Origin of the sequence: Arthrobacter sp. H14 (assembly GCF_000520495.1) — a bacterium.
Taxonomy (GTDB): domain Bacteria; phylum Actinomycetota; class Actinomycetes; order Actinomycetales; family Micrococcaceae; genus Arthrobacter_C.
The window spans coordinates 43,271-65,180 of sequence record NZ_KI914643.1; the positions used below are offsets into that span (position 1 = coordinate 43,271).

Annotated in this window: 23 protein-coding genes, 1 tRNA gene and 1 pseudogene; 14 read left to right on the top strand and 11 right to left on the bottom strand. The window is 59.9% G+C overall.

What is annotated here, in order from left to right:
* The first annotated feature begins 107 nt into the window (after window positions 1-107).
* Window positions 108-1,538, top strand: coding sequence for a dihydrolipoyl dehydrogenase family protein (locus Y707_RS0107560; RefSeq protein WP_026534614.1), 1,431 nt, complete (start codon window positions 108-110; stop codon window positions 1,536-1,538).
* 24 nt (window positions 1,539-1,562) lie between these two features.
* Here Y707_RS0107560 and Y707_RS0107565 read toward each other — a convergent pair whose 3' ends face one another.
* The 5 genes from Y707_RS0107565 to Y707_RS0107585 form a co-directional block, all read right to left on the bottom strand.
* Complete coding sequence (locus Y707_RS0107565; RefSeq protein WP_026534615.1) at window positions 1,563-2,660, bottom strand: type I restriction endonuclease; 1,098 nt, start codon at window positions 2,658-2,660, stop codon at window positions 1,563-1,565.
* Between the two features lie 121 nt (window positions 2,661-2,781).
* Window positions 2,782-3,306: a SixA phosphatase family protein gene (locus Y707_RS0107570; protein ID WP_026534616.1), complete on the bottom strand. Its 525-nt coding sequence runs from the start codon at window positions 3,304-3,306 to the stop codon at window positions 2,782-2,784.
* A gap of 84 nt (window positions 3,307-3,390) precedes the next feature.
* Window positions 3,391-4,263 (bottom strand): winged helix-turn-helix domain-containing protein, encoded by an 873-nt coding sequence (locus Y707_RS0107575; protein WP_026534617.1) that lies wholly within the window; start codon window positions 4,261-4,263, stop codon window positions 3,391-3,393.
* A 351-nt stretch (window positions 4,264-4,614) separates the two neighbouring features.
* Window positions 4,615-5,250, bottom strand: coding sequence for a uracil phosphoribosyltransferase (upp, locus tag Y707_RS0107580; protein WP_026534618.1), 636 nt, complete (start codon window positions 5,248-5,250; stop codon window positions 4,615-4,617).
* Window positions 5,251-5,384: 134 nt separating this feature from the next.
* The gene (locus tag Y707_RS0107585; RefSeq protein ID WP_026534619.1) at window positions 5,385-5,588 is read right to left on the bottom strand and encodes a cold-shock protein; all 204 of its coding nucleotides are present in this window, start codon (window positions 5,586-5,588) and stop codon (window positions 5,385-5,387) included.
* Between the two features lie 332 nt (window positions 5,589-5,920).
* On the opposite strand from Y707_RS0107585, the gene Y707_RS0107590 reads away from it, so the two are divergent.
* The 11 genes from Y707_RS0107590 to Y707_RS0107650 all read left to right on the top strand — a co-directional run bounded on the left by Y707_RS0107590 (window position 5,921) and on the right by Y707_RS0107650 (window position 14,346).
* Window positions 5,921-7,018 (top strand): fatty acid desaturase family protein, encoded by a 1,098-nt coding sequence (locus Y707_RS0107590; protein WP_026534620.1) that lies wholly within the window; start codon window positions 5,921-5,923, stop codon window positions 7,016-7,018.
* A 197-nt stretch (window positions 7,019-7,215) separates the two neighbouring features.
* Window positions 7,216-7,668 carry a tRNA adenosine(34) deaminase TadA gene (tadA, locus tag Y707_RS0107595; protein WP_026534621.1) on the top strand — a complete coding sequence of 151 codons (453 nt, stop codon included), beginning with the start codon at window positions 7,216-7,218 and terminating at the stop codon, window positions 7,666-7,668.
* Between the two features lie 97 nt (window positions 7,669-7,765).
* A tRNA-Ser gene (locus Y707_RS0107600) sits at window positions 7,766-7,853 on the top strand.
* A 387-nt stretch (window positions 7,854-8,240) separates the two neighbouring features.
* A complete protein-coding gene (locus tag Y707_RS0107605; RefSeq protein WP_026534622.1) occupies window positions 8,241-8,816 on the top strand; it encodes a hypothetical protein in 576 nt (191 codons plus the stop codon).
* A gap of 81 nt (window positions 8,817-8,897) precedes the next feature.
* A complete protein-coding gene (locus Y707_RS24330) occupies window positions 8,898-9,098 on the top strand; it encodes a hypothetical protein (RefSeq protein ID WP_216699226.1) in 201 nt (66 codons plus the stop codon).
* An 830-nt stretch (window positions 9,099-9,928) separates the two neighbouring features.
* Entirely contained in the window at window positions 9,929-10,213 is a 285-nt protein-coding gene (locus tag Y707_RS0107625) for a hypothetical protein (protein ID WP_026534625.1), read from the top strand.
* An 803-nt stretch (window positions 10,214-11,016) separates the two neighbouring features.
* Window positions 11,017-12,198, top strand: coding sequence for an MFS transporter (locus Y707_RS24335; RefSeq protein ID WP_216699227.1), 1,182 nt, complete (start codon window positions 11,017-11,019; stop codon window positions 12,196-12,198).
* Window positions 12,199-12,712: 514 nt separating this feature from the next.
* Entirely contained in the window at window positions 12,713-12,994 is a 282-nt protein-coding gene (locus Y707_RS0107635; protein WP_026534626.1) for a hypothetical protein, read from the top strand.
* Window positions 12,995-13,004: 10 nt separating this feature from the next.
* Window positions 13,005-13,280 (top strand): hypothetical protein, encoded by a 276-nt coding sequence (locus Y707_RS0107640; protein WP_026534627.1) that lies wholly within the window; start codon window positions 13,005-13,007, stop codon window positions 13,278-13,280.
* Window positions 13,281-13,516: 236 nt separating this feature from the next.
* A complete protein-coding gene (locus Y707_RS0107645) occupies window positions 13,517-14,011 on the top strand; it encodes a hypothetical protein (protein ID WP_155852815.1) in 495 nt (164 codons plus the stop codon).
* Between the two features lie 74 nt (window positions 14,012-14,085).
* Entirely contained in the window at window positions 14,086-14,346 is a 261-nt protein-coding gene (locus Y707_RS0107650) for a hypothetical protein (RefSeq protein WP_026534629.1), read from the top strand.
* Between the two features lie 75 nt (window positions 14,347-14,421).
* Here Y707_RS0107650 and Y707_RS29660 read toward each other — a convergent pair whose 3' ends face one another.
* From Y707_RS29660 to soxR, 6 genes and pseudogenes are all read right to left on the bottom strand, one after another.
* On the bottom strand, window positions 14,422-14,970 hold the full coding sequence (locus tag Y707_RS29660; protein WP_081744712.1) for an HU family DNA-binding protein: 549 nt from the start codon (window positions 14,968-14,970) through the stop codon (window positions 14,422-14,424).
* Between the two features lie 85 nt (window positions 14,971-15,055).
* Entirely contained in the window at window positions 15,056-15,379 is a 324-nt protein-coding gene (locus Y707_RS0107660; RefSeq protein ID WP_026534630.1) for a hypothetical protein, read from the bottom strand.
* 126 nt (window positions 15,380-15,505) lie between these two features.
* Window positions 15,506-17,332, bottom strand: a complete 1,827-nt coding sequence (locus tag Y707_RS0107665; protein ID WP_026534631.1) for a hypothetical protein — start codon at window positions 17,330-17,332, stop codon at window positions 15,506-15,508.
* A gap of 140 nt (window positions 17,333-17,472) precedes the next feature.
* Complete coding sequence (locus Y707_RS33140) at window positions 17,473-17,607, bottom strand: hypothetical protein (RefSeq protein WP_275451198.1); 135 nt, start codon at window positions 17,605-17,607, stop codon at window positions 17,473-17,475.
* A 183-nt stretch (window positions 17,608-17,790) separates the two neighbouring features.
* A pseudogene (locus Y707_RS24345) lies at window positions 17,791-18,389 on the bottom strand (recombinase family protein).
* A gap of 186 nt (window positions 18,390-18,575) precedes the next feature.
* Window positions 18,576-19,019: a redox-sensitive transcriptional activator SoxR gene (gene soxR, locus Y707_RS0107680; protein ID WP_026534632.1), complete on the bottom strand. Its 444-nt coding sequence runs from the start codon at window positions 19,017-19,019 to the stop codon at window positions 18,576-18,578.
* Window positions 19,020-19,173: 154 nt separating this feature from the next.
* Here soxR and Y707_RS0107685 point away from each other — a divergent pair, with 154 nt between their 5' ends.
* Both Y707_RS0107685 and Y707_RS28880 read left to right on the top strand, forming a co-directional pair.
* Window positions 19,174-20,409: an MFS transporter gene (locus Y707_RS0107685; protein ID WP_026534633.1), complete on the top strand. Its 1,236-nt coding sequence runs from the start codon at window positions 19,174-19,176 to the stop codon at window positions 20,407-20,409.
* Window positions 20,410-21,359: 950 nt separating this feature from the next.
* Window positions 21,360-21,910: MerR family transcriptional regulator (locus Y707_RS28880; RefSeq protein ID WP_051441759.1), on the top strand; the 551-nt coding region annotated here is incomplete at its 3' end.

The following is a 21,910-nucleotide window of genomic DNA, read 5'->3' on the forward strand; positions in this document are numbered from 1 at the left end:
TGGCCTCTAAACATATATCGGTTGACCCGGCTCCATCAATGGGCGTGCGGCGCTACGGATCCGGTGCGGCTCTTGCCACTCCTGCATCGCGGTGACAGTCTCGTTCTATGGGCACAGACACTTCATCGCAGCTTTCCACCGACGTCGTCATCCTGGGCGCCGGAGCAGTCGGCGAAAATGCCGCGGACCGCGTCGTCAAAGGTGGGCTGAAAGCGGTTCTGGTCGAGTCCGAGCTGGTGGGCGGTGAGTGTTCCTATTGGGCCTGCATGCCCTCGAAGGCGCTGCTGCGTCCAGGCATCGCGCTGCACGGCGCACAGGCGGTGGCCGGTTCACGCGAAGCAGCGGACGGCCGGCTCGATGTGCAGGCGGTCCTGAAGCGCCGGGACTCGTTCACCTCGAATTGGGACGACTCAGGCCAGGCCGAGTGGGTTGCCGGAGCGGGTATCGAGCTTGTCCGCGGTCGTGGTCGTCTCAGCGGCGAGCGGCAAGTGGAGGTCAACGACGACGACGGCAACGTCACCAGCATTACCGCGCGCCACGCTGTCGTTATCGCCACCGGCTCCACTCCGACCGTACCGCCGATCGAGGGTCTGGACGCGGTGACGTACTGGGGCACCCGCGAGGCGACGTCGGCGCAGGAGATTCCGCCGCGGCTTGCCGTGATCGGCGGCGGAGTGGCCGGGACCGAGCTGGCGCAGGCCTTCTCCCGATTGGGCTCCGAAGTGACCATGATTGTCCGCGGATCCCTGCTGAACACCTTTCCGGAGCAGGCCGGCGCGTTGGTTTCGGCCGCGCTGAGCGAAGAGGGAATCGATATCCGCACCGGCATGGAGGCGACTTCCGTCAGCCAAAGTGATGACGGCGTCGTGCATCTAGAGTTGAAGGACGGTTCGACTCTGGACACCGACCAGTTGCTGGTATCGACAGGGCGCCATCCGGCGACGCAGGATCTCGGGCTCGATGTCGTCGGTATTGAACCGCAGGAACTCTCCGTGGATGTGTCCGGCCGGGTGAAAGGCGCCGGCTGGCTGTATGCCGTCGGCGACGCCGCGGGCAAAGTGATGCTGACGCATCAGGGCAAGTACGAGGCACGTGCCACCGGTGACGCCATTGTCGCCCGCGCGGACTCGGAGTTGGCGGACGACGTGGACTCATGGAGCCGGTACGCGCACACCGCCGACGACTGTGCCGTTCCACAAGTCGTCTTTACCGATCCCGAGGTGGCTATGGTGGGGCTGACCCTCGAACAGGCCAGGCAGCGGGGGATGAATGCCTCGTCAACGGAGCTGGATATCGCCGTCGCCGGTTCCGCCCTGCAGGCCGACGGCTACAAGGGCTGGGCACAGATGGTGGTTGATGAGGACCGCAAGGTCGTCGCCGGTATGACGTTTGCCGGACAGGACGTGGCTGAACTGCTGCACGCAGCGACCATCGCCGTCGTCGGTCAGGTTCCGCTGAAGAGGCTATGGCATGCCGTACCGGCCTACCCGACGATCAGCGAAATCTGGTTGCGGCTCCTGGAGAAGTACGGGCTGTGACGAGCGCTTCCCCAAGCCAGAAGCTTAAGCTGCCTCCAGGTAACCTCTGACGCTGGCTCGCAGCTTGTCGGCATGCTCATAGATTTCATGAACGGCACTAACTGGGATGCGTGTTTCCGCCTTGCTTTCGTCGAACACACCCAGGTACTTCTGTCCACGATTGAAATGAAGCCGTGCGATCGGTTTGCGGTTATTGTCATCGAGCAGTACTGCGAAATAAGACTTTGCGTCCCGCTTAACGACGCGTGTCGGACTCACATCGCTGCAAACTATTGCACGGACAATCTGATACCCCTCGAGCTCCTCCAAAGTCGTTTCGAGGCCAGTTTCGAACAGATCTTTCTCTACTGCCTCCTCACTGGTCACAGGAGCCGGCGTTTCAGCGTCGCTGGAAGTAGAAGCGTTTGGAGCGCTGAGGGCGGTTTTTAGCCGCTCATTTACTTGGTCGCTGAGAAACTGCTTGGTCGCTTTGGTTACAAGTCCGGTGAACTGCTCACGGACCTTCTGAGTGTAGGGACCGTCGTAAACCCGAGTGGTGAAGAACTTTATCCAGTCGTCCTCGGGTTCCTTGAACTGGGAACCAATAGTCCGCTTTATCTGGCCAATGTACTTGAGTTCACCAGCAGCACTAATGATCGAATCCAGATCGAAAACGTCCCTTGAGAGCTTCATCAGCTCCGGGATGAGAGACTCGTCGATGTCGTTCAGGTCAAGCACTAAGAATGGTTTAGCGTCCATGCGATTAGGAGCGTCCAAATCCGTGAAGAATTCGTACACCTCACCATTCGTGAGTACCGCTATCCGAGCCTTTGTAACGGCGAAGTATCGGAAAAGCTGAGAAGCGTGCTCGATGCGCAGCGGCTCTTTGGACTTCTTGCACTCGATGAGGATCTGTACGACGCCATCGTGGATGACAGCGTAATCGATTTTCTCGCCTTTTTTCACGCCAACGTCGGCCGTGAACTCCGGCACGACTTCCAGAGGATTGAAAACGTCATAACCTAGGATCGTGGAGATGAACGGCATGACAAAAGCGTTCTTTGTCGCCTCTTCAGTTTCGATCTGTCCCCGCTGCTGCCGAACCTTTGCGGCCAATGCTGTTAAGCGCTCCGAAAATTCCACTACTTCCCCCTGAGTCGAAATTGGCCCACCACTCATCGGCGAGCAGCCGGTCGTTCCATCACCCTATAACGCGGTTTGTACATTCTCTCGGCAACTGCAGATCACGGCTGACACCAAGTCGTCATGCCCGTGGCGCGGCGAAGGCTGTGAGCCTGCAGTCCCGGTCGTCCAGTTCTGCCCATTTCAGGTCGTGCTCCAGGACGGCGATGCCGCCGGTCGGATAGCTCAGCGCAACGTCCGTGTAGGCTTCCTCGTCTGAGTTGTCGGCGGCCAGTCGCAGGGCCAGGGCCTGCACGGCCGGCAGATGCGTGATCACGAGCAGCGAGGTCACCGTCTCGGGCACATGGTTAATCATGGTCAGGATCCGGGTTTCGGAGGCGTCGTAGAGCCCATCCTCAAGTTTCGCCGTCGGCGCCTTCTCCCCCAGTTCCTGGCAGATCCAGGTACAGGTCTGGCGCGCCCGCAGCGCGGAGGAACAGAGGATGAAGTCCGGCACCGCGTTATGCTCCACCAGCCACTTGCCCGCCTCCGGGGCGTCCGCGTGGCCCTGATCCGACAGCGGACGGTCATGATCGGTCACATGGCCGGGCATGGAAGCTTTCGAGTGGCGCAGCAGGATCAGCTTCTTCAGGTGGTGTTGGCTCATGCCTACCAGTCTGTCACTGTCGCCTCGCAGACAAGAGTGGTGCGCCGGTTCACCACCGACGCACCGCCCAGATCCTGAAAGCTGCTAGATCGAGTACTCCGGAGCGGCCCAGACGACGACCTCGGGGTGCTCATAGAAGCGGTATCCCTGCCCACGGACCGTGCGGACCGTGTTGGCGAGCCGCCCCAGCTTCGAGCGCAGGCGGCGGATGTGCACGTCGATCGTCCGCTCATTCGGGATCTCGTCGGCATTCCGCCACAGGCCACTAAGCAGTTCCTCGCGGGCAACGGTGCGCTGTCCGTTTTCCACCAGGTAGTTCAGCAGCTCGAATTCCTTGAACGTCAGGTTGAGCGTGTCACCGTCGAGATGAACTTCGCGGCGGGACAGGTCGATCAGTACACCTGTGGGACGCGGTGCCTGCGGAAGCTGCGGAGCGCGTGCCGGTTCGACCCGGACATTGGCTGCAGTGGGATCGCCAAGGGCATTGCGGACGACGTCGATGTCGCTGCCTGTGGCATCTGCCGGGGCAAGGGCGACGGCAGCATAGCTTTGCGCATTCGGCACCAGTGACTGGGCGTAGGCACGGATGTCCTGCACCAGTTTCGTCAGCGATGTGCCATTGGCCGCTGCCGCTTCTTCGTCAAGGCCGACATAGAGGACGAACCCGCGGGCGACGTTGTCATTGGCTACTGAACGGACGGGCGTGGCCTGGTCCTCCCCTGCGGGAGCGACAACCTGGGTCGGCGCCGTCATGGGCGAGCTGTCGGGATTGCGCGTTGCTTCGGCGGCCTGCGGCGGCACGGCACGGAGCGGGCGGTAACCGGGTTGCTGAGAGTAGGACTGGATTCCGTATCCTGCCCCATACCCGGAGCTGTTGCCTGGCTGCTGCCTTGCATTGGCCCCGGTGTTATTGCGATTGCGGAGGGAGATGTGGACGTATCCGGATGACACTGACATGGTGCTACCTCATTGTGAATGGCCGTCGACGCGGCAAGAATGCATAATTTTTGCCCACGGAAAACGGGGTGGAAGCCCGCCATTGGGCGAAAAGGAAATTGCCTGGAACCTTTTGGGGTGGAAAGTTAGGCGTGCATTCGACAACAACACATGTCCATGCCAGCGGATGAGCCGGTCCGGATAACTGCGTCAGCAGGTGCTGTTGGGTTGGTGTTCACCCCTCGATTCTGCACCGTAACAAAACGAACGCGCAAGTAACATACGGTCCAAATGTCCACATACTGAGATATCCGGCGCCTAGGTGACCGTTATCACATAAGACGGTGGTCACGCCGTCGTACCGTTTCGCCGTCAGTTGGCAACACCATACAACCTGTCGCCGGCGTCGCCAAGTCCGGGAACGATGTAGGCGTTCTCGTTGAGGCGCTCGTCGATGGAAGCCAGCACAATGGTCACGTTCCTGCCCTCGAGTTCCGCCTTCAGTGCCTCAAGTCCCTCCGGTGCGGCCAGCAAGCAGATGCACGTAACATCCGCGGCGCCGCGGGCAAAGAGGAACTTGATTGCCTCCCGGAGTGTGCCGCCGGTGGCCAGCATCGGATCGAGGACAAAAATCTGCCGTCCGGTCAAATCCTCGGGCAGGCGCTCGGCATAAGTGATCGCTTCCAGCGTCTCTTCGTTGCGGGCCATTCCCAGAAAACCGACTTCGGCGGTCGGAACCAGCCGCGTCATGCCTTCAAGCATGCCGAGGCCGGCACGCAGAATCGGCACCACCAGCGGGGTCGGTTTTGTCAGCCCGGTCCCGACGGTCCTGGTCACCGGGGTTTCGATCTCCGTCGGTTCAACGCGGACGTCGCGGGTGGCCTCGTACGCCAACAGCGTCACCAGTTCCTCGGTCAGCAACCGGAACACCGGTGATGAGGTTTCCTTCTGCCTCAGAACGGTCAATTTGTGGGCAACAAGGGGATGATCAACAACGAGTACGCGCATGGGTAAAAACCTACCAGCCGTTAAACACGAACGGAGCCGGCCCTTCTTTCGAAGAGGCCGGCTCCGCCGGGTGCAACTAGTGCAAACTCAGTGTCCAGGATGCGGGCGACCCGCCCTGGCGGCTAAGAGGTTCTTTAGAGGAAGCGGATGTTCGCTGCCTGCAGACCCTTGGGGCCCTGCTGCGTTTCGAATTCAACCTTCTGGTCCTCACGCAGTTCCTTGTAACCCGAAGAATCGATTGCTGAGTAGTGGGCGAAGACATCGGCGCTGCCGTCTTCCGGGGCGATGAATCCGAAGCCCTTTTCGCTGTTAAACCATTTAACGGTGCCAGTAGCCATAATTTTGTACTCCTCCAGAGTGGTGATTGGAGATCCCTGATTTTCCGGGACCAACTGCAGCGGTGTTCTTTATCCGCCGTTCAGAGAAGCACAAGCCTCCAGATGGAGGAGCCTGCAGCTAAAAATAAAATGCGTAACACAACAACTACCCTTCAAGCCTACCCGACAATACTGGAAGCGTTTACCACTTCTCCGTCTGGAACTGTTATGCGCCGCAAATTGGTCCATGTCATCGGTTGTTCAGCCAAACAAGATAGACTAGCAGGTATCTACAGGGCACTCGCCCGTTTTCACGGCTGGGAAGTCGGCATTCAAACTACCCCAGGATCCGTATGAGTATTTCTGCACAATCCAAACTCCGTACGAGCCGCAGTTCGGCCACCAGTCCCGGTACGGCTGCCGCCAGCAGCTACGCCAACCTAATGCGCACCGTCCGCGACGCAGGCCTGTTGCGCCGTCGTCGCTCCTTTTACATCTCACTCTTCATTGGTCTTGCCATCTCGCTTGGCGGCGCCATCACCGGCTTCGTCCTGCTCGGTGACAGCTGGTTCCAGCTCCTGATCGCAGGCGCTCTCGGCGTCGTCTTCACCCAGCTGGCCTTCCTCGCGCACGAAGCCTCGCACCGTCAGGTTTTCGCGTCCGGACCGGCAAATGACCGCGCCGGACGCATCCTTGCCAATGCCGCCGTCGGCATCAGTTACCAGTGGTGGATGAACAAGCACACCAGGCACCACTCCAAGCCGAACCAGATCGGCAAGGACCCTGACATTGCGCAGGACACCATTTCTTTCCTTCCCGAAGACGCCGCCAAACAAACCGGCTTCATGGCCTGGTTCACCCGGCGGCAGGGCTACCTCTTCTTCCCGTTGCTGATGCTTGAAGGCATCAATCTGCACATCACCTCCATCCGTTCGCTGTTCGCCAAGGGCAACGTCAAGGGCCGCAAACGCGAGATATCAGTGGTGTTCGCCCGGCTGGGTCTGTATGTAGGCGCGATCTTCGCCTTCCTTCCCGTGGGCATGGCGTTCGCTTTCATCGGCGTCCAGCTCGCAGTTTTCGGTGTCTACATGGGTGCATCCTTCGCGCCGAACCATAAGGGAATGCCGGTGCTGCCGCATGACAGCAAAGCCGACTTCCTCAGCCGTCAGGTACTGACCAGCCGGAACATTACCGGCGGAAAGTTCATTGACACGCTGATGGGCGGCTTGAACTACCAAGTGGAGCATCACCTGTTCCCGAACATGCCGCGGCCGAACCTGGCCAAGGCCAGCGAGATTGTGCGTGAATACTGCGCCGATCACAAGATTCCCTACACGGAGACCTCGTTGCCCAAGTCCTACGGGATTGTGGTCCGTTACCTGAATGAGGTCGGCCTGTCAGCGCGTGATCCGTTCGATTGCCCGATGATCTCGCGGTTCCGCCGGGAGTAGTCCGGCCCGGCCCCTCGAGCCACCGAAACTGAAGGATAAATCCGAAAGCGGCACAAATTTGTGCCGCTTTCGTCGTTAATGTTTGGTTTCGCGCCCTGTGGCTCAGGACTTGGTGGTGCTCACCGCCAATAATTCAGCGGTGGTCCTACCGACGATCCAATAGGGAACGGCTGGTGACATCCGGCAGACTGGACTATATGGAACGCTACGCCGATTGGATGGGGCTTGCCCTGGACGAGGCCAAGCGCGCGCTGAAGACAGGTGATGTGCCCATCGGAGCAGTCGTCATCGGCCCGGACGGCGAGATCCTGGGGACGGGGCGTAATGAGCGGGAAGCGGAGCTCGACCCTACCGCCCACGCCGAGATGCTGGCCATCCGTGAGGCCGCGCAAAAGCTCGCCAGCTGGCGGCTGGAGGATTGCACTCTCGTGGTGACGCTCGAACCCTGCACCATGTGCGCCGGCGCGGTCGTCCTCTCGAGAATTCCCCGCGTGGTCTTTGGCGCCTGGGACGAAAAGGCCGGGGCAGCAGGTTCCGTCTTCGACGTGCTGCGCGAACGTCGCCTGAACCACTGGGTTGAGGTCTATGCCGGAGTCCGCGAGGACGAGTGTGCCGCCCTACTGAAGGAATTCTTCGCGGGCCACCGGTAGTGGCAGCACTGTTCCTTCACAGCCGCGCACATGCACTCGCTTGAGGGGCGGCTGCATTTTGGGCTCAGGGGCACCGACCGGGTAAAGTGGCGGAGTTGGTGACGTGTCCGAGCGGCCGAAGGTGCAACACTCGAAATGTTGTTTGGTGAAAGCCAACGTGGGTTCAAATCCCACCGTCACCGCCAACGATGAAGGTCCTGTATTCCTTGTAAACAAAGGGATGCAGGGCCTTTTTCTATGTCTGAAAAGCACCCGGTGACAACACCCTGACAAAAGTTTTTCCACACAGCACCGAACATTTGCTCGGGTTTCCCGACGTTCACGCACTAAACGCTTCGTAAGCCACTTCGCGGAACATCTACGGATCGACGCTTTGGTCACAGATTCTCTGCTGATCGCGCCAAAAGATTTTCGAGAAATATGAACGTAACAGTTCGTGCATCCCTTCGGTTGACGTACCAATCAAACAGCAGTGCGGTCACCGGTCACGATCCAAAAATGGCCATGGATCTGCCTGCAAGAAACGCATACTGTCGCATTGACCACGATCAATCCGACCCCGAAAGGCAGCCATGCCTGAACACGCTGAAGATCAGCAGACCACCTCCACCGAAGGCGCCCACCACCGAGCAGAGGCTCTCGGCCTGCTGGGCGACATCCGGCCACCCGCCGGCACCGCCGAGGCCATCGCATCAGCGCACGTCCACGCCATGTTGGCGATGGCTGATGCCCAGAACGACATCACGCGCCTGCTGAGCATGACCACCAGGGAGCTCAACGCCTCCAACATGTTCAAACTCGCCGAGACGCTGGAGGATGACCATCCCCTGCGCACCGTTATCCATAACGGCCTGCTCCAGCACATGACCCGCAACGGTGGCTTGCGCACAGATGTGATGCTTGCCGTGAGGATCAAAGACCTTGGCCTGGAGGTCAAAGCAGGCGACGACATCCTGCTCAGCACCAGCGACGGCTCCCTGAGCCACTCTGTGCTGGTCATCGACCCCGAGAATGACGAATGGCTGTTACTTACCCGGGACGAAGAGGGTGCAGACAACACCCATGTCGACAGTCCCCGCATTCATGCGCTGTTCGAGGAAGACATCAACACCTTGTCAGTGACAATCAAAGAAAACCCGGTGATCTAGACACAATTCCTTGGGTGATATGTGCACCTACCGATAAATTAGCAGTAGAACCAGCACATTTCCTTTCTCAGGAGTACGTCTATGTTTCGCCGAAAAACCCAAGAACATGAAGATGAACGCTACGCCCGCTATCAAAGAGGTCTCGACTTCCGCCGTCTGATCGGTGTGACCATCATCCTGGCCGTGATCTGGGGCATTATCTGGCTATGTTTCCTCTCGGGCTTCGCCGACCCTCTCATCACCGCAGTTGAGCCGATCCTGGGCAGCGCTAATGATCAATGACCCCCTCGGCATCGACTGGGGCGGGTGGCTGGTCGGCATCGCAGTGATCGCCATCCCCCACATTGGGCTTCTCATGTTCATTCTCGATGAGAATATGCGCTGACTTCCCGGTCTTACTTCGGGCCGGACAAGCACGATCCAGGCCGGAAACGGCCCAGCAGTGACCACAATCTGCGCTTCATAGGCCACCACAGCACTCAAGGTGCGGCTGGATACCCATCCGGTCGCACCTTTTGTCGTATGCGGACATTTTTCGGCCCGTGACTGGCTGTCCGAGCACGAAGAGATTTTCCCTGATTCCTGAGAGAACAGCCTCCAAGACCACACCATCCATTTCCGGGCAGCCTGCTACGCCATCAACGCCTCGGTCCAGGCGTACCTGTCCATCCCCGATACCACGAAAGAAGGTCAGCAATGAGACCACCACGAATCTCCAACGCAGCCGCGCTTGACCAAGCAAGCAGCTCTGTTGAGCACGTCACCACGATCATCGGACGCGTACTTGCAAAGTTCCCCTCGAACACGGTCGCGCTTTCCCTGCGACCGTTTATCTACCGAGGAACCGACCCTGACCGCGCCGATCAAGCCCGGTCGCAGCTTCGGATCAGCCGTCCTCGTCGATTACTCCGGCACTCCAGTGGACGCAGTGCGTGCCCTGCGGAAAGTCTGCGAGTCCCCCACGATTCCTGTGCGCTTCGTGGGTATGCCAGCCCCTGTGGTGAAGAACTACGGCTGCAAGGCCCTGTCCCGTTTGCCAGGCGGTGGTGCTGATCGCTTCGTCGAATTCACCGCAACCCCCTCCACCCCGAATCAAGAGAAGGAACTGTCCCATGTCTGAGACAACTGTCGAATCCAGCACCCGCACCAGCCATTGGTCTGAAGGAGACGCCCTGGAGGTCCTGCCAAATGGCTGGTGCATGCTTCCACCCAAACAAGTGTGCAACCGTGGCAACGCGTGCCTCTCATGCGACAAGTTCGTCACCGACGCCAGCCACGAACCGGAACTGCGCCGCCAGCTCACCGACACCGAGCAGCTGGTCGAACAGCGCAAAGCAGCTTTCCTTGCCAAGTACGGAACTCTCATGAGCGCCGACAACGTCTGGTTCCAAGGCTGAGAAGCGGAAAGCGCCTCACTGCGACGAATCCTGCTCTCCGTCAAGGACGTCAGTGGCACCTCCGACGCTGTACGCGGCGCAGGCGCCAACGACGCACCCACACGGCAACCCAAAGGCGGGAACGAGGAAGACCCAACATAAACGAACACCTCAGCCGCGCGGCGAAGGCCCGACATGAAGACACCCTGAAGCGTGCCACCGATGCCTGAGCGACTTATCGCGGGCCGGCGAGCCCATCACGTTCGTTGCCGTCGCCAGACGAGCCGGCATTTCAACCGATTTTCTCTACAAAACCCCGGCTCTCCGGTCACGGATCGCCGAACTGCGCAAACCGCATGCTTCATCTGCCTCCAAGCCCTCGGAGCCCGATGCATCGACCAATACCGCAGCCATCCGCGCGCTTTCGTCCCAGCTAAAAGAACAGCGGCGCAGCCACCGCTCCGAACTCGGCACCCTCCAGGACGCTCTGGCGGCCGCACACGGCGAGAACCTCGAACTTCGACGCCGATTGGGCACAAATCGAAGATTAACCTTCACAGCAGCGAAACAAAGACCGTGTCGAGGCTGGGCCATTATCAGCGTCAGGAGTGCGTTAGGCTGTCCCTGATGTTCATCGTCTCCTTCGTATAGCGGTCCTGCGACCCGCCCCTCGCAGTTCTCGGCACCGGCCTGGGCGGGTTTGTGCGCGCCATTTTCGGCGCGCAGACCCTGACGGTAAGAACTCTCCGCACACGCCGACCTGCGTCGAGGGGTTCATCGCATCGGAGACCGTGATGTCCACTGAACAACCATCCTATCGAGCCGTGCTGAGCACGCGACACGCTGCTCGTTCTTTCCTGCCAAGCGTCCTCGGGCGTCTGTCGCTGGCGACTTCTGGCCTTGCGTTGGTGCTGTTGCTCGAAGAGGCCACCGGCTCGTTCGCGATCGCCGGAGCGGTGACCGCGGCTCTCGGAATCGCTAACGTCGTGGCCACGCCGTGGCGTGCGCGACTAATCGACCGGCTCGGACAGATCGTGCCGCTAACGGCGCTGGGCATTGGACACGCCGTCTCCCTCATCGTTCTCGGACTGACAGCAGAGGCGGGACTGCCAATTTTGCTGTGCTTGGGTGTTCTCGCCGGGGTGTCCGCCCCGCCCTTTGGTGCAACCATGCGGGTACTGTGGTCGACTGCGTTGCCGGTCGGTGGGATGCGCACTCGTGGATTCAGCCTCGACGCGGTGGCAGAGGAAGTAACGTTTGCGGTCGGTCCGCTGCTGGCGGCGCTTCTGGCAGTGATCGTCGATCCTTTCGCGTCACTTCTGCTCGCAGCGAGCTGCGTGGCGGTGGGCGCGGCACTGTTTGTGACTAGCCCGCTTTCCCGTCAGCAGCGCGGTTCGCACAAGGCCGGGCACGCCGAGTCCCGTCCGATTACTTCCCCTCTGCGTTCCCGAGGTTTTCCGCCCATTGTGATAGCAATGATCGCTCCTGGAGTGATTCTCGGGTGCATCGAAATCGCCGCACCAGCTGTGGCTGAATCGGCGTCCAACACGCTATTGTCGGGCGTGTTGCTCGCGCTCTTTGCGGGCGCGAGTGCTCTCGGTGGTCTGCTCTACGGTCGAGTGCAGTTGCGGCCGGTTCTGGAACGGCAATTGCTTGTCCTGAGCCTCGCGCCGCTTTTCATCTTCGCCGCGACAGGACTCATAGGCGGGACCATGGCAGCACTCATCGGTTTCGCCCTGAGCGGGCTCTGCCTCGCACCTCAGCTCATCGTCGGATACCTCGCGGCCGACGCACGCACCGACCCCCGGGCTGGCACCGAAGCAAGCAGTTGGATCAACACCGCGGTCAACCTCGGGGCAGCACTCGGTGCAGTAATCTTTGGAGCTGTCACAGACACCACCGGCCCAGGGCTAGGACTCGTAATCAGCGCCATGATCGCCGGGGCCATCATGGCGATCTGCGCACCGTTCTTGCTCCGTTCACGACCCGCGGAAGAGTCAGAATGACATCAGCTAGAGGGCGTCGTAGGACTTCATCCGCAAGCCGATCTGCATCGGCACTCCCGATAGCGTCATCGGCATACCGTTGACATTTTGGACTTAAGCGCCTTGGCGCGTAGCCGCTACTGATACGAGATGACCGCAGGTTCATTCCCTTCTCCGACGATGCAGGTCATGCTGAGCGTGCTGAGAACGCCCGTCAAACTGCGTTGAACTGATGAAAGGAACTGATAAGTCCATCGCCTATGCCAACATCGGTACGCGAACACAGCTACGACGTCAGCGGATTGAACATGCTGCCCCGCTTCGGCGAGGACGCCACGATCACAGACGCCGTGCAGCACCCTCAGCTGATGCTGAGGGAATCAGCCATGCTCGCGGTTTCCCCACATTGGGAAGACCGCATTCGGCCCGAGACACTGCGTCAGGCTGCGTATCACTCGATCACGTTTCCGGATGGCTTTTCCTGCATCTATGAACCCAAGGGCTCCCCCAGGGCGACAGGCTCCAAGAATTCACGATGTTCCATTGGGTCGTCTCACCAGATGAAGAGATGCTGCGTGAGCTGTTGCCGCTCTACCGCGAGCTGTGGGCTTCCTACGAGGCCCAGTGGCCACATTCACCTGACCGGGTCTTCGAGCTCGACAGGCTCGACGGTGTGCCGCCTCATCAGGTGTATCGGTCCGAGACCACCGTCGAGCAGGTGATCGGAGCAACCATGCTCACGCATTCAGAGATGTACCGCACTGCACCGCAGCACCTGCGCAGGATGCACCCCTCGCATACCCATTGGACCCAGTGAAAGGATTAGCATGAGCAACCACGCAGCAGTTCACCGCCCCGAAAAACCGTCCGAAGAATCAGTACCTGAAACCACACATCTCGTGGTGTCCGTCGTCCTGGATCTCAAGCCGGGAACCAGCCAGACCCAGGCGGAAGCCAGCATGGAATTCCTCACTTTGTTCCGTGAATATCTCACGGCAAAGGACGGTTCTTTTCAAACAGACTACGGTCCCGCTCCCTGGGGAGGTTACGAAGGGCCAACGGTCACTTCTGTGACTGTCCTTGGTTCCGAAGAATCAAGATAAACGGAAATATCCGTGTCTGCATACTGCTGGCAACCCCCGGCAATGCAATGATGTAGCCACCAAGTAGGTGAACATTGATAATGGCTGGGATCATGGGATATATCGGTGGGTCTCGGTGCAGCAGCTTCCGTCCAGGAAACCTGTTGCTTGCGCCGTTCTCCAGTGCTGAACAGACACAGTTCCGTTCAGCACTGGAGGTTCACCTCATAACCCAATAACCAGGGAGGCATCACGACATGGGTAAAAGACTTCATATGGCGGCTTCAGGGGAATACATTCTCTGGGCCACCATTCCAGAATCAGCCAACAGCACCTTCAACCGTGCGTACGGACCTTTTGTATCGCGCAGTGCTGCTTATTCGGTCAGACTCGCACTGATCAATAACAAGCGGTCTCAGATGCTCGAAGAAGGGTACACGCCCGACGAAATCGAAGAGACCATCAAAGGCATTCAATGGACCACCACCGGACTCTGGCGGAAGGTCGAAGACGACCGGCTCATCGACCCGGTTATCGTCGCGGTCGATACCCCTGAAGAACGTGCAGCTGAAGCTATCTGGAACAGGTCATCACCTGTCCGGAAAGGCGCGCGTCCGAAGTGGGACGAAGTCCGCAACAGCGCTGAATGGCGTCGCGGAGTCAAAGCTGCCAGGGAAGACGCCAAGGTGGCTCTTGCTGTTTTGCAGGAGACATCCCCGACCAAAGAATCACCGGAAGATCCCAGCGTCTAGTGTCCCCACCCCGCTGGCCTCTTCCGTTTGTCCACACATACACGCACCAATGACAAAGAGGGAAGAGGCCAGCTATGGCTCGCAGGACCAAAGCAGAGAAAAACCAGGAAGCCCTGGAAACAGAGACTGCACTCAACACCAACCGCGATGGAGTTCTGATTCGTCCAGGCCAGATGTGGAAGGACATGAACCCACGCAGCGGCAACCGAATAATCTCGGTGTCCTCGGTCAGCGCAGGGATCGCCACCGTTTTTGACGGCAACCGAACACCCACTCTCGCTGTCTCACGGATGTACCCGCACTCACGCGGTTACAAACTCTGGGGCGCCAAATAGAGAATCGTCCACAGTCCAGCAGATACAAAGAAGCCCCATCCGGGTCATCCGGGTGGGGCTTCTTTTTTGTCGAAACTAGATAGCTCGATTTGAACGGTTCGCCCGAGCACTCTTGGTAGCTGCGGCAGCCGCAGATACGGTTGACTTCGACCCAGCCGGCTTTTTCGGTGCAGCCGTCTTGCGAATCTTCGGCGCTTTCTCTTCCTCGAACTCCGATTCGTCGTAATCCTCGACGTCGCTGAAGAGGTTCGGATCTGACTCGTCAAGAGGACCAGGTCGTTCACCCGAGGGCTTATTACCCAAAGACCTGTTCACGCCACGCGTGGCAGAGAATTTCAGCACCCGGTAATCGTCGATCTCCTCGGTACCGCTGTCAGCGAATTGAACCCGGTGACCCTTGTGTGCCTGGGGGTAGAACTTGCCGAACCCGGTGAGCATCAATTGATCGCCCCGCGTCATGGTTTCCATGAGCTCTTCCATAGCTGTGTCGTAGACGCGGGTTACCGTCCGAAGCGGAATACGCGACCGCGCGGAGACCCTCGCCAAGTATTCACGTTTACTGACACGTTGCTGTTCTTGCTGCTCTTGCTGCTCTTGCTGCTCTTGCTGCTCTTCTTGAGTCACTTATATCCTCCATATATTCTCGGATATGAGTATATCCGGCATGTTCACACGCCGTCAAAGCTTATATTCGAGAGAAAATTGCGGGTTAGAATTCCGGTCCATACCCGGTGTCGGAGGCGTCGATGTTATGGCTTTGTTCAGTCACGGTTTCCCGGACCGCCCGCGTCTTCTGCTTCGGCTGGGCACCACGCTGAGCTTCAAACTGTGCACCGTGCATCTGCGCCTGCACACCCTGCTTAGCCATGTCCATCGCCGGAGCAACTGACTTACTTGCCATGTCCGCAGCAGTGCCGGGCTGCTTCTCTTTGTTCGCCTCCCGTTGCTGATCCCACTTCGCGCGATCCTCATCGGTGACATACCCGAACATCTCCGACATATCCTTGCCGCTGGGGAAACCCAAAACTCCCATAACTGCCTCCTCGTTTGAATGAAGTTTTAACACCTCATTTGTACTGATGTATGTGTCGATTCTAATGCAGAAACACACGCCGGTCTGTAGCTCAACCGACGTGTGTTTATTCCTGTGCGCTCTTATCTAGCCGCCGAGCTCGAAGTCCTGGTCACGAAAATCCGAAGCATCCGAGCCCAGGCCATGAACGCCGGTCTTGGCGGTCTCGTTGTAGTTCTGGTTGATCCGCGCATTGCGGTGCTTCCGTGCAGCTTCAGCGGCAGGATTACCAGGCTGCTGCGGCTGAGCTTGTGACTGGCCTGTTGTGCTGTTCTCCTTGCCGTCACCGGCGGGTCCAGCTTCCCAGGCAGAACCGGCCTCCCAGGTGTCCTCGCCCTCTGCTGCGCTCTCTCCACCAGGCCCGCCCATAAAGTGCTGGGGGTTGCTGACGAAGTCGCGCATGTTCTCGCGCCAGTTGGCACCGAACTTCACCGCCCATTCCTGTTCGATCTCCGGATAAAGCAAGCTGATGTTATCCAGGGCATCAACGTAGGCGTTGGAGTAGATTCTCTGCTGTTCGGAGGACGAAATGTTGTCCGAGTTCATCGTGTTCAGCATGATCCGTGAGGTGCGCAGGCGCTCCCCCAGCGGGTTGTCCATCGCCAACATACCGTCGTAGTCCGGGCGCTCCTTCAGACCCCAGGCGGAGGCGTAGCCGACCACGCCCATATTCAACCCGTCCACACCATGGTCGCTGGTCAGGGCAATCATGTCCCCGGTGATCGTTTCGGAGATTGCTTTCTGGTGCTGGCCTCCATCCATCGGCTGACGAACGCCGAACGACCCTGCCTCGATCGGCTGGCCGAGGCGTGACTCGAATTCTCCGGTCCACACCTGAACAGTCTCATCGGTGCCGCTGAGTCTGACTTCGCGAGGGTCACTTTTAGTGAACTGTCCGTGGGACAGCTCGTCGAAGACCGACGCCAGCTCCGGCTCTTCGCCCAGACGCTGTCCGACCACCATGCGGGCCGACGTGGCTACCTCGTGAGCCTCCACTCCATCGTCGTACGCGTGAGCGTAGAGATCCTTGAGCATTGAGAAGTGGTTATCAGCGATCGCACTGACATCGGCCCCTTCTACTCGCATCGCTGCGTAAGCGTTCTCGGTCAGGGCTACTTCGGTCATCCCTGCGGACTGAGCGGTGTAAGCATCACGGTCGCCACGTTCTGCCCGCTCGGCACGTTCGAGCTTGTTCTTCCACTTCTGTGAGAGTCGCTGGCCTGCCTCACCCTTGGCGCCGACGGTGATCATGACCTTGTCGATCTGACTCTGCCTGCGCTCGTCAATCTTGGAAGTGATGGTTTCCTTCATCGACTCGGCAAAATCGCCGACCTGGTTTCGGAAGTTCGGCGACATCATCCACATCGCTGAACCCATACCCACCACGGACATCACCGACTGAGGGTTCACGCCCTGGCTCAGGGGCTGGATGCAGGAAAGCACCATCATCGACACGTACCCCTTGTGGATGCCGGTGAGCTGCAAATTACGCTCCTTCGACGTCTTCTTCGCCGCAAGGATATCCGCTTTACGCACCTCCTCCATGAACCTCTTACCGGCATCATCGACCTCATGGCGCAACTTCGATGTCGGAGTATCAGCAGTTTTCCGGGTACTGGTCGAACCCAGCGGATCAGCGGTCTGACTGCGCTGTTGCTTCCTCTGCTGATCAGACTGTTTGCGCTGCTGACGACGTCGATCACCTGGTGACGCTGTACGCTCCCCCGACTTCTTCGATCCCGCTGGTTTCTGTTTACCAGGCCCAGGCTCAGCTCGGGAAGACTGCACAGGATCACCATCTTCGAGGATCTCGCCGTCGATCACTTCCCCGTCGAACTGCTCGTCCTGGGGAATTTCATAGGTCTGGAGCGGAAGAGTTTTCTTCTTGCGATCCTGATCCGTGATGGTAGCCATAGTGCTCTCCTGTACGTCGGATGATCGGTGCGTATGCGTGTATTTAGTCTAATCCGTTTATGCTCTTATACCAGCATGGGCGGAGACTTATAACAGAACCCGGCCACACCTTGAGTAAGCACACTCTTTGTTTTTCCCACCTAACCCAGCTCAGGATCTGAGGTCTCGGCTTTGGTCATCTCGTGAGCGATCCGAGCAGTAGTCAACTTGTCCCGGTTGGCCTGTGACCAGGCGTCGGTGAGGCCCAGTGCGTCATAGATTGCACCCAGCCGCATCGGCGAGCTGCGCTTCTCGCGCTCCTTGGTTACCGTGGCATCAGCCTGGGTGTCGAGCGTCGAGCTTCTTCGTCTTAGCGCTTGCGTCCACCTGGGCTGACTCAGCGACCAGATCAATTTCTGCCGGAGATGTCGTTTTTCGAAGACGACTGCACGGAATGTTCGAAGTCGTCTGCACAGGTATCAGAGCTGGACAGCACTGCTCGTTTTTCGCTGTGCCCGTTCGATCGCCCGGTAGACGGTGGAGCGGCTGACGGAGAACAATTCGGCCAGCTCATACATGGTGTGCCCGTCGGCGGCGTGTAGTGCAAAGAGGTGGGCTTCCTGCTTAACCGAGAGTTTTGGCTGTTTGCCGCGCAGCCGGCCCTTGGCTTTGGCGACTTTCATACCTTCGCGGGTACGGGACCGGATCAGGTCGGCTTCAAACTCGGCGACCATGGCCAGGACGTTGAACAGCAGTTTTCCGATGGGGTCGGTGGGGTCGTGGACCGAGCCACCGTTGTTGAGTTTTACTTCGCGGTCTGCGAGATTGGCGGCGATCTCGTGGGCGTCGCGGGCGGAGCGGGCCAACCGGTCCAGTTTCGTGACGGCCAGGGTGTCGCCTGCCCGGCAGGCGGCGAGTGCTTCGCGCAGCCCGGCCCGGTTTTTGTTGGTGCCGGTGAGGCCGTGATCGACGTAGATACGTTTGGGTTGATACCGAGCTTGGTTAGGGCGTCGCGCTGGGCGGTGAGGTCTTGCTGGTCGGTGGAGCATCTTGCGTAGCCGATAAGTAATTGGGACATGCCAAGCAGTGTCCCAGATATGGCCCGCGTCACCGGACAAGTCACCGAACCGGGTATCTGACACACTGCCCGGCCCTACATTTCAACGGTGCAGGTCAGCGCAGGGTGTGTTCGGTGGGGGTTCCCCATACGGACACGCGGCCGCCGTGCGGAGGATTCCGAGAACCGGCAACCGGTTTGGCGAACTTATCGTAACCAACGAGCGCCGTTGCCCTCGGCCGCCGCTGCGTCTTCTGGGTTGAGGATGGAGCAGGTCTTCATTGATAGGCATCCGCATCCGATGCAGTCATCGAGGGATCTACGCAGGTTCTGCAGGCCGGCGATGGCAGCGTCGACCCGCTCCTTCCATGGCGCGCTCAATCGATTCCAGTCCGACGGCGTCGGCGCATGGTCTAGGGGCATGGGCGCCAGTGCCTCGCTGATTTCCGGCAGGGAGAGGCCAACCCGTTGTGCCGCAGCGATGAAGGCCAGACGACGCAATATATGGCGGTGATAAACCCGCTTGCCACCAACGCGTCCAGCAGCCTCGATGAGTCCTTGTTCCTCATAGAACCGCAGGGTTGCCGTCGTCAACCCCGACCTGCGCGAGACCTGGGTGATGTGCAGCCTGTCAGTGGTGTGCGAGGTCATGAACCGAACCTATGGGCATTCCGACTGGTTCTCAAGTGCACTTGAGGATATAGGTTTCGACCATGAGCTCATCAAGAACCGGATTCCACACCCAGGATGACCATCTAATCGTCCCCGAAGTGCCCTTCGTGAGCCGCTCCCGGCACCAAAATCCATGACGGGCCGATGGGAAGGCTCCAAACGACTGGCCCGGCCCTTCACGGACAAGCGAAGCCGCCGCCTCCTGGCGGCCTTTCTTGTTTCGGAACTCGGCGATGGGATCACCGCAGTCGTTGTCCCCTTGGGTGTCTATGCCCTCAGCGACAGCGTCATTGCCCTGGCCTCGACGTTCCTCGGGCGAATGCTCGCCGGGACCTTATTCGCGGCCGCCGGCGGAGCCATCGCGGACTTCACGGATCGGCGACGTCTGCTTCTGGCCAGCTACGCAGTACGGGCCGTGCTCGTGGCAGTACTCATCCCCCTACCGGGGACAAACCCGGCCGCCTTCGCGGTGATCGGCGTGATCGTCGGCGCTGCGGGCTCCTTTGACAACCCGGCGGCCGAGTCCGCCCTGAGGACCTCATATAAGCACGACCTCCAATCGCTGGCAGCAGCACGCAAGAGCGGCAAAACTGTTTCGCAAATGGTCGGCCCAGCAGTCGGAGGGCTCCTGTTCGGACTCGGAGGTCTGACACTCGCGCTGGGCATCAACGTGCTCACGTTCGTACTCGCCCTGACGCTGCTGGCCCCCAGACAATCCATGCCAGCAGCAGGGCGGAAAGCAGCGGGGGGCCGGAAGGCCAAGGTGAAGAGCAGCTCTGGAACCCCGGCTCCGAAGGGGCGGTTCTCGCCGGTCGTCACGATGTCGTTTTTCTCTGCCGCCAGCGCATCGTTCCTGGTTGCTGTCGGCACCGTACTTGCGGTGCCCTACCTGGCCGGGTTGCCCAACGCCCCCGATGGCGCCTACGGTTTCGCGCTGTCGGCCTACGGCATCGGGGCACTGGTCGGTTTGTGGGCCGCCGGGGTGACCTCCTGGTCGACTATCCGGCTGAAGAGCGTCCTAGTTTTCTCGGCCGTGGCATTCGGGATAATCACTGCCCTGAGCGTTTCGGTACCGCGGTGGGAAGTCTTCGCAGCAGCCTGGTTCATCTGGGGCATCGCCTTCGGCCCCGAAGACGTTCTCAGCGATGCCAGGGTCGCTTCGATTGTTTCCGATGGGTGGCTTGCCAGGGTCTACGCCCTGTGGTCGATCATGGGAAAACTCGGTGCGGCAGGCGGGTATGTTCTGGTCATCGCCATCAGCGGGCTGGCTGCGCAGTCCGCCCTTCAGGCCATCGGTCTGCTGTATGCGCTGTTCATTCCCATCGTTTTGATGTGCCTACGCCGGGAACCAAGGAACCCTGCAGGGTAAGGGCACTGGCCAATAGCTGTTTCCGCCAGGGGAGAGCACTACGCGCAGAGCACCGCCCGTCCTATCGCTCTATCGCGCGAAACAGTATGGGCCGCGCGCAGCAAGTAGTTGCCGACCACCGCAGGCAGGCCTCAGCACGAGATCACCTTGAGGCCCTTGGCAGGTCGTACAGGCGGACACCGTCCCGCAGAGGGATCGGCGAATTTAGGCGGTCGTTGCAACGATAGGTTTTTTTGGTTCAAATAGTAGCCGTTCCATGGCTTCAGCGGGGGTGATGCCGCCCAAAGTCGGGCGTTGAGTTCGGCGGCCTGCACCAGGTGCCGTGAGGTGTTCGGCGTCGGATGCCAGCATGTTCTCAGTAATCCAGGTGTTCGATGGTGAAGGAGTTTGAGTTCTTCTTTCGCTTCGACTTCCCCTGGGGGGCGCTTACTGGTAGCGGCCGTTATTCAAGTGGTCTGTATTCGTGCGGTGTCTGGGTCCCGGCTGCGGTTGGTTGGTCGTGGGCCCCTGGTGCGTGCCGGGCCGCTCGGCCCTGTCGTCGGCGCGCTGCTGCTGGCGCTCGACGCGTCGGCTATCGGCTGGGTCGTGGTTCGACGCCTGCGCCGGGCGGGTTGTGCCGCTCGCGGTGCCAGCTCGCCGCGGCCTTATCCGATGCGTCCAGCGGGGCCCGATCCTCGTGGTCCTTCCCGTTCTCGTTTGCCAACGCGCGTGGTACGAGCGCCGCGGATCTCGCTGCCCGCGATTTGCCGGGTTTGACAGAAGTTTGTCTCTGAAGGGCGACAGCGTGCAACGGCGAGCGGGGACACCGTCGTCGTGCGCTTATGGGTCGGCCGTAGCGGGCATCTTGGAGCACCGCTCTGATCCGTGCGGGAGCCATCTGTGCGGGCGCGGACATCTCCGCGCCATAACCACTTGACCTGACACTTGGGTGTCAGGTCTATATTGGGTTTATGGAACGAACGGTCAAGCAGGTCGCCGACGCTGTGGGGCTGCCCAGCCGTACCGTCCGCTACTACGACCGCATCGGTCTCGTCTCGCCGTCGGAGCGCACGGGGGCTGGTTACCGTCTTTACGACGCCGAGGACGAAGGCAAGCTGCGCTTTGTCCGGCAGGCCAAGGGTTTGGGCTTCAGCCTCCACGAGATCCGCCAGCTGATCGCCGCGGCCGAGAGCGGCTGCGGCGAGGTTGTGCCGGAGCTGCACCGTCTCCTCGAGGAGAAGGTGACCGAGATCGATCACCGCATCGGTGAGCTGCAGTCGTTTCGTCAGCGGCTCGTCGACTACGCCGACGGCAAGGGCGGCGGCTGCGGTTGTCAGGGCCACGGCGCCTTCTGTGGCTGTCTGCACGACGTACCGCTCGTGCAGATCAACAAAGAAAAGAAAGGAACCAACATGTGTGAGTACTGCGACCCCAAGAATATCGCCACCCATGAGGCGGAGGACAGCGTCCCGGCCGTCGCCGAGCAGAGCGGCTGCGGCTGTGGCTGCGACGGCGCCTGCGG

What these genes read in the sequence shown, in the direction of transcription:
- Y707_RS0107560 (WP_026534614.1), top strand. Translation starts at nt 108, where the DNA reads ATGGGCACAGACACTTCATCGCAGCTTTCCACCGACGTCGTCATCCTG.
- Y707_RS0107570 (WP_026534616.1), bottom strand. Translation starts at nt 3,306, where the DNA reads ATGAGCCAACACCACCTGAAGAAGCTGATCCTGCTGCGCCACTCGAAA.
- Y707_RS0107575 (WP_026534617.1), bottom strand. Translation starts at nt 4,263, where the DNA reads ATGTCAGTGTCATCCGGATACGTCCACATCTCCCTCCGCAATCGCAAT.
- upp (WP_026534618.1), bottom strand. Translation starts at nt 5,250, where the DNA reads ATGCGCGTACTCGTTGTTGATCATCCCCTTGTTGCCCACAAATTGACC.
- Y707_RS0107585 (WP_026534619.1), bottom strand. Translation starts at nt 5,588, where the DNA reads ATGGCTACTGGCACCGTTAAATGGTTTAACAGCGAAAAGGGCTTCGGA.
- Y707_RS0107590 (WP_026534620.1), top strand. Translation starts at nt 5,921, where the DNA reads ATGAGTATTTCTGCACAATCCAAACTCCGTACGAGCCGCAGTTCGGCC.
- tadA (WP_026534621.1), top strand. Translation starts at nt 7,216, where the DNA reads ATGGAACGCTACGCCGATTGGATGGGGCTTGCCCTGGACGAGGCCAAG.
- Y707_RS0107605 (WP_026534622.1), top strand. Translation starts at nt 8,241, where the DNA reads ATGCCTGAACACGCTGAAGATCAGCAGACCACCTCCACCGAAGGCGCC.
- Y707_RS24330 (WP_216699226.1), top strand. Translation starts at nt 8,898, where the DNA reads ATGTTTCGCCGAAAAACCCAAGAACATGAAGATGAACGCTACGCCCGC.
- Y707_RS0107625 (WP_026534625.1), top strand. Translation starts at nt 9,929, where the DNA reads ATGTCTGAGACAACTGTCGAATCCAGCACCCGCACCAGCCATTGGTCT.
- Y707_RS0107635 (WP_026534626.1), top strand. Translation starts at nt 12,713, where the DNA reads ATGTTCCATTGGGTCGTCTCACCAGATGAAGAGATGCTGCGTGAGCTG.
- Y707_RS0107640 (WP_026534627.1), top strand. Translation starts at nt 13,005, where the DNA reads ATGAGCAACCACGCAGCAGTTCACCGCCCCGAAAAACCGTCCGAAGAA.
- Y707_RS0107645 (WP_155852815.1), top strand. Translation starts at nt 13,517, where the DNA reads ATGGGTAAAAGACTTCATATGGCGGCTTCAGGGGAATACATTCTCTGG.
- Y707_RS0107650 (WP_026534629.1), top strand. Translation starts at nt 14,086, where the DNA reads ATGGCTCGCAGGACCAAAGCAGAGAAAAACCAGGAAGCCCTGGAAACA.
- Y707_RS0107660 (WP_026534630.1), bottom strand. Translation starts at nt 15,379, where the DNA reads ATGGGAGTTTTGGGTTTCCCCAGCGGCAAGGATATGTCGGAGATGTTC.
- Y707_RS0107665 (WP_026534631.1), bottom strand. Translation starts at nt 17,332, where the DNA reads ATGGCTACCATCACGGATCAGGATCGCAAGAAGAAAACTCTTCCGCTC.
- Y707_RS33140 (WP_275451198.1), bottom strand. Translation starts at nt 17,607, where the DNA reads ATGCGGCTGGGTGCAATCTATGACGCACTGGGCCTCACCGACGCCTGG.
- soxR (WP_026534632.1), bottom strand. Translation starts at nt 19,019, where the DNA reads ATGACCTCGCACACCACTGACAGGCTGCACATCACCCAGGTCTCGCGC.
- Y707_RS0107685 (WP_026534633.1), top strand. Translation starts at nt 19,174, where the DNA reads ATGACGGGCCGATGGGAAGGCTCCAAACGACTGGCCCGGCCCTTCACG.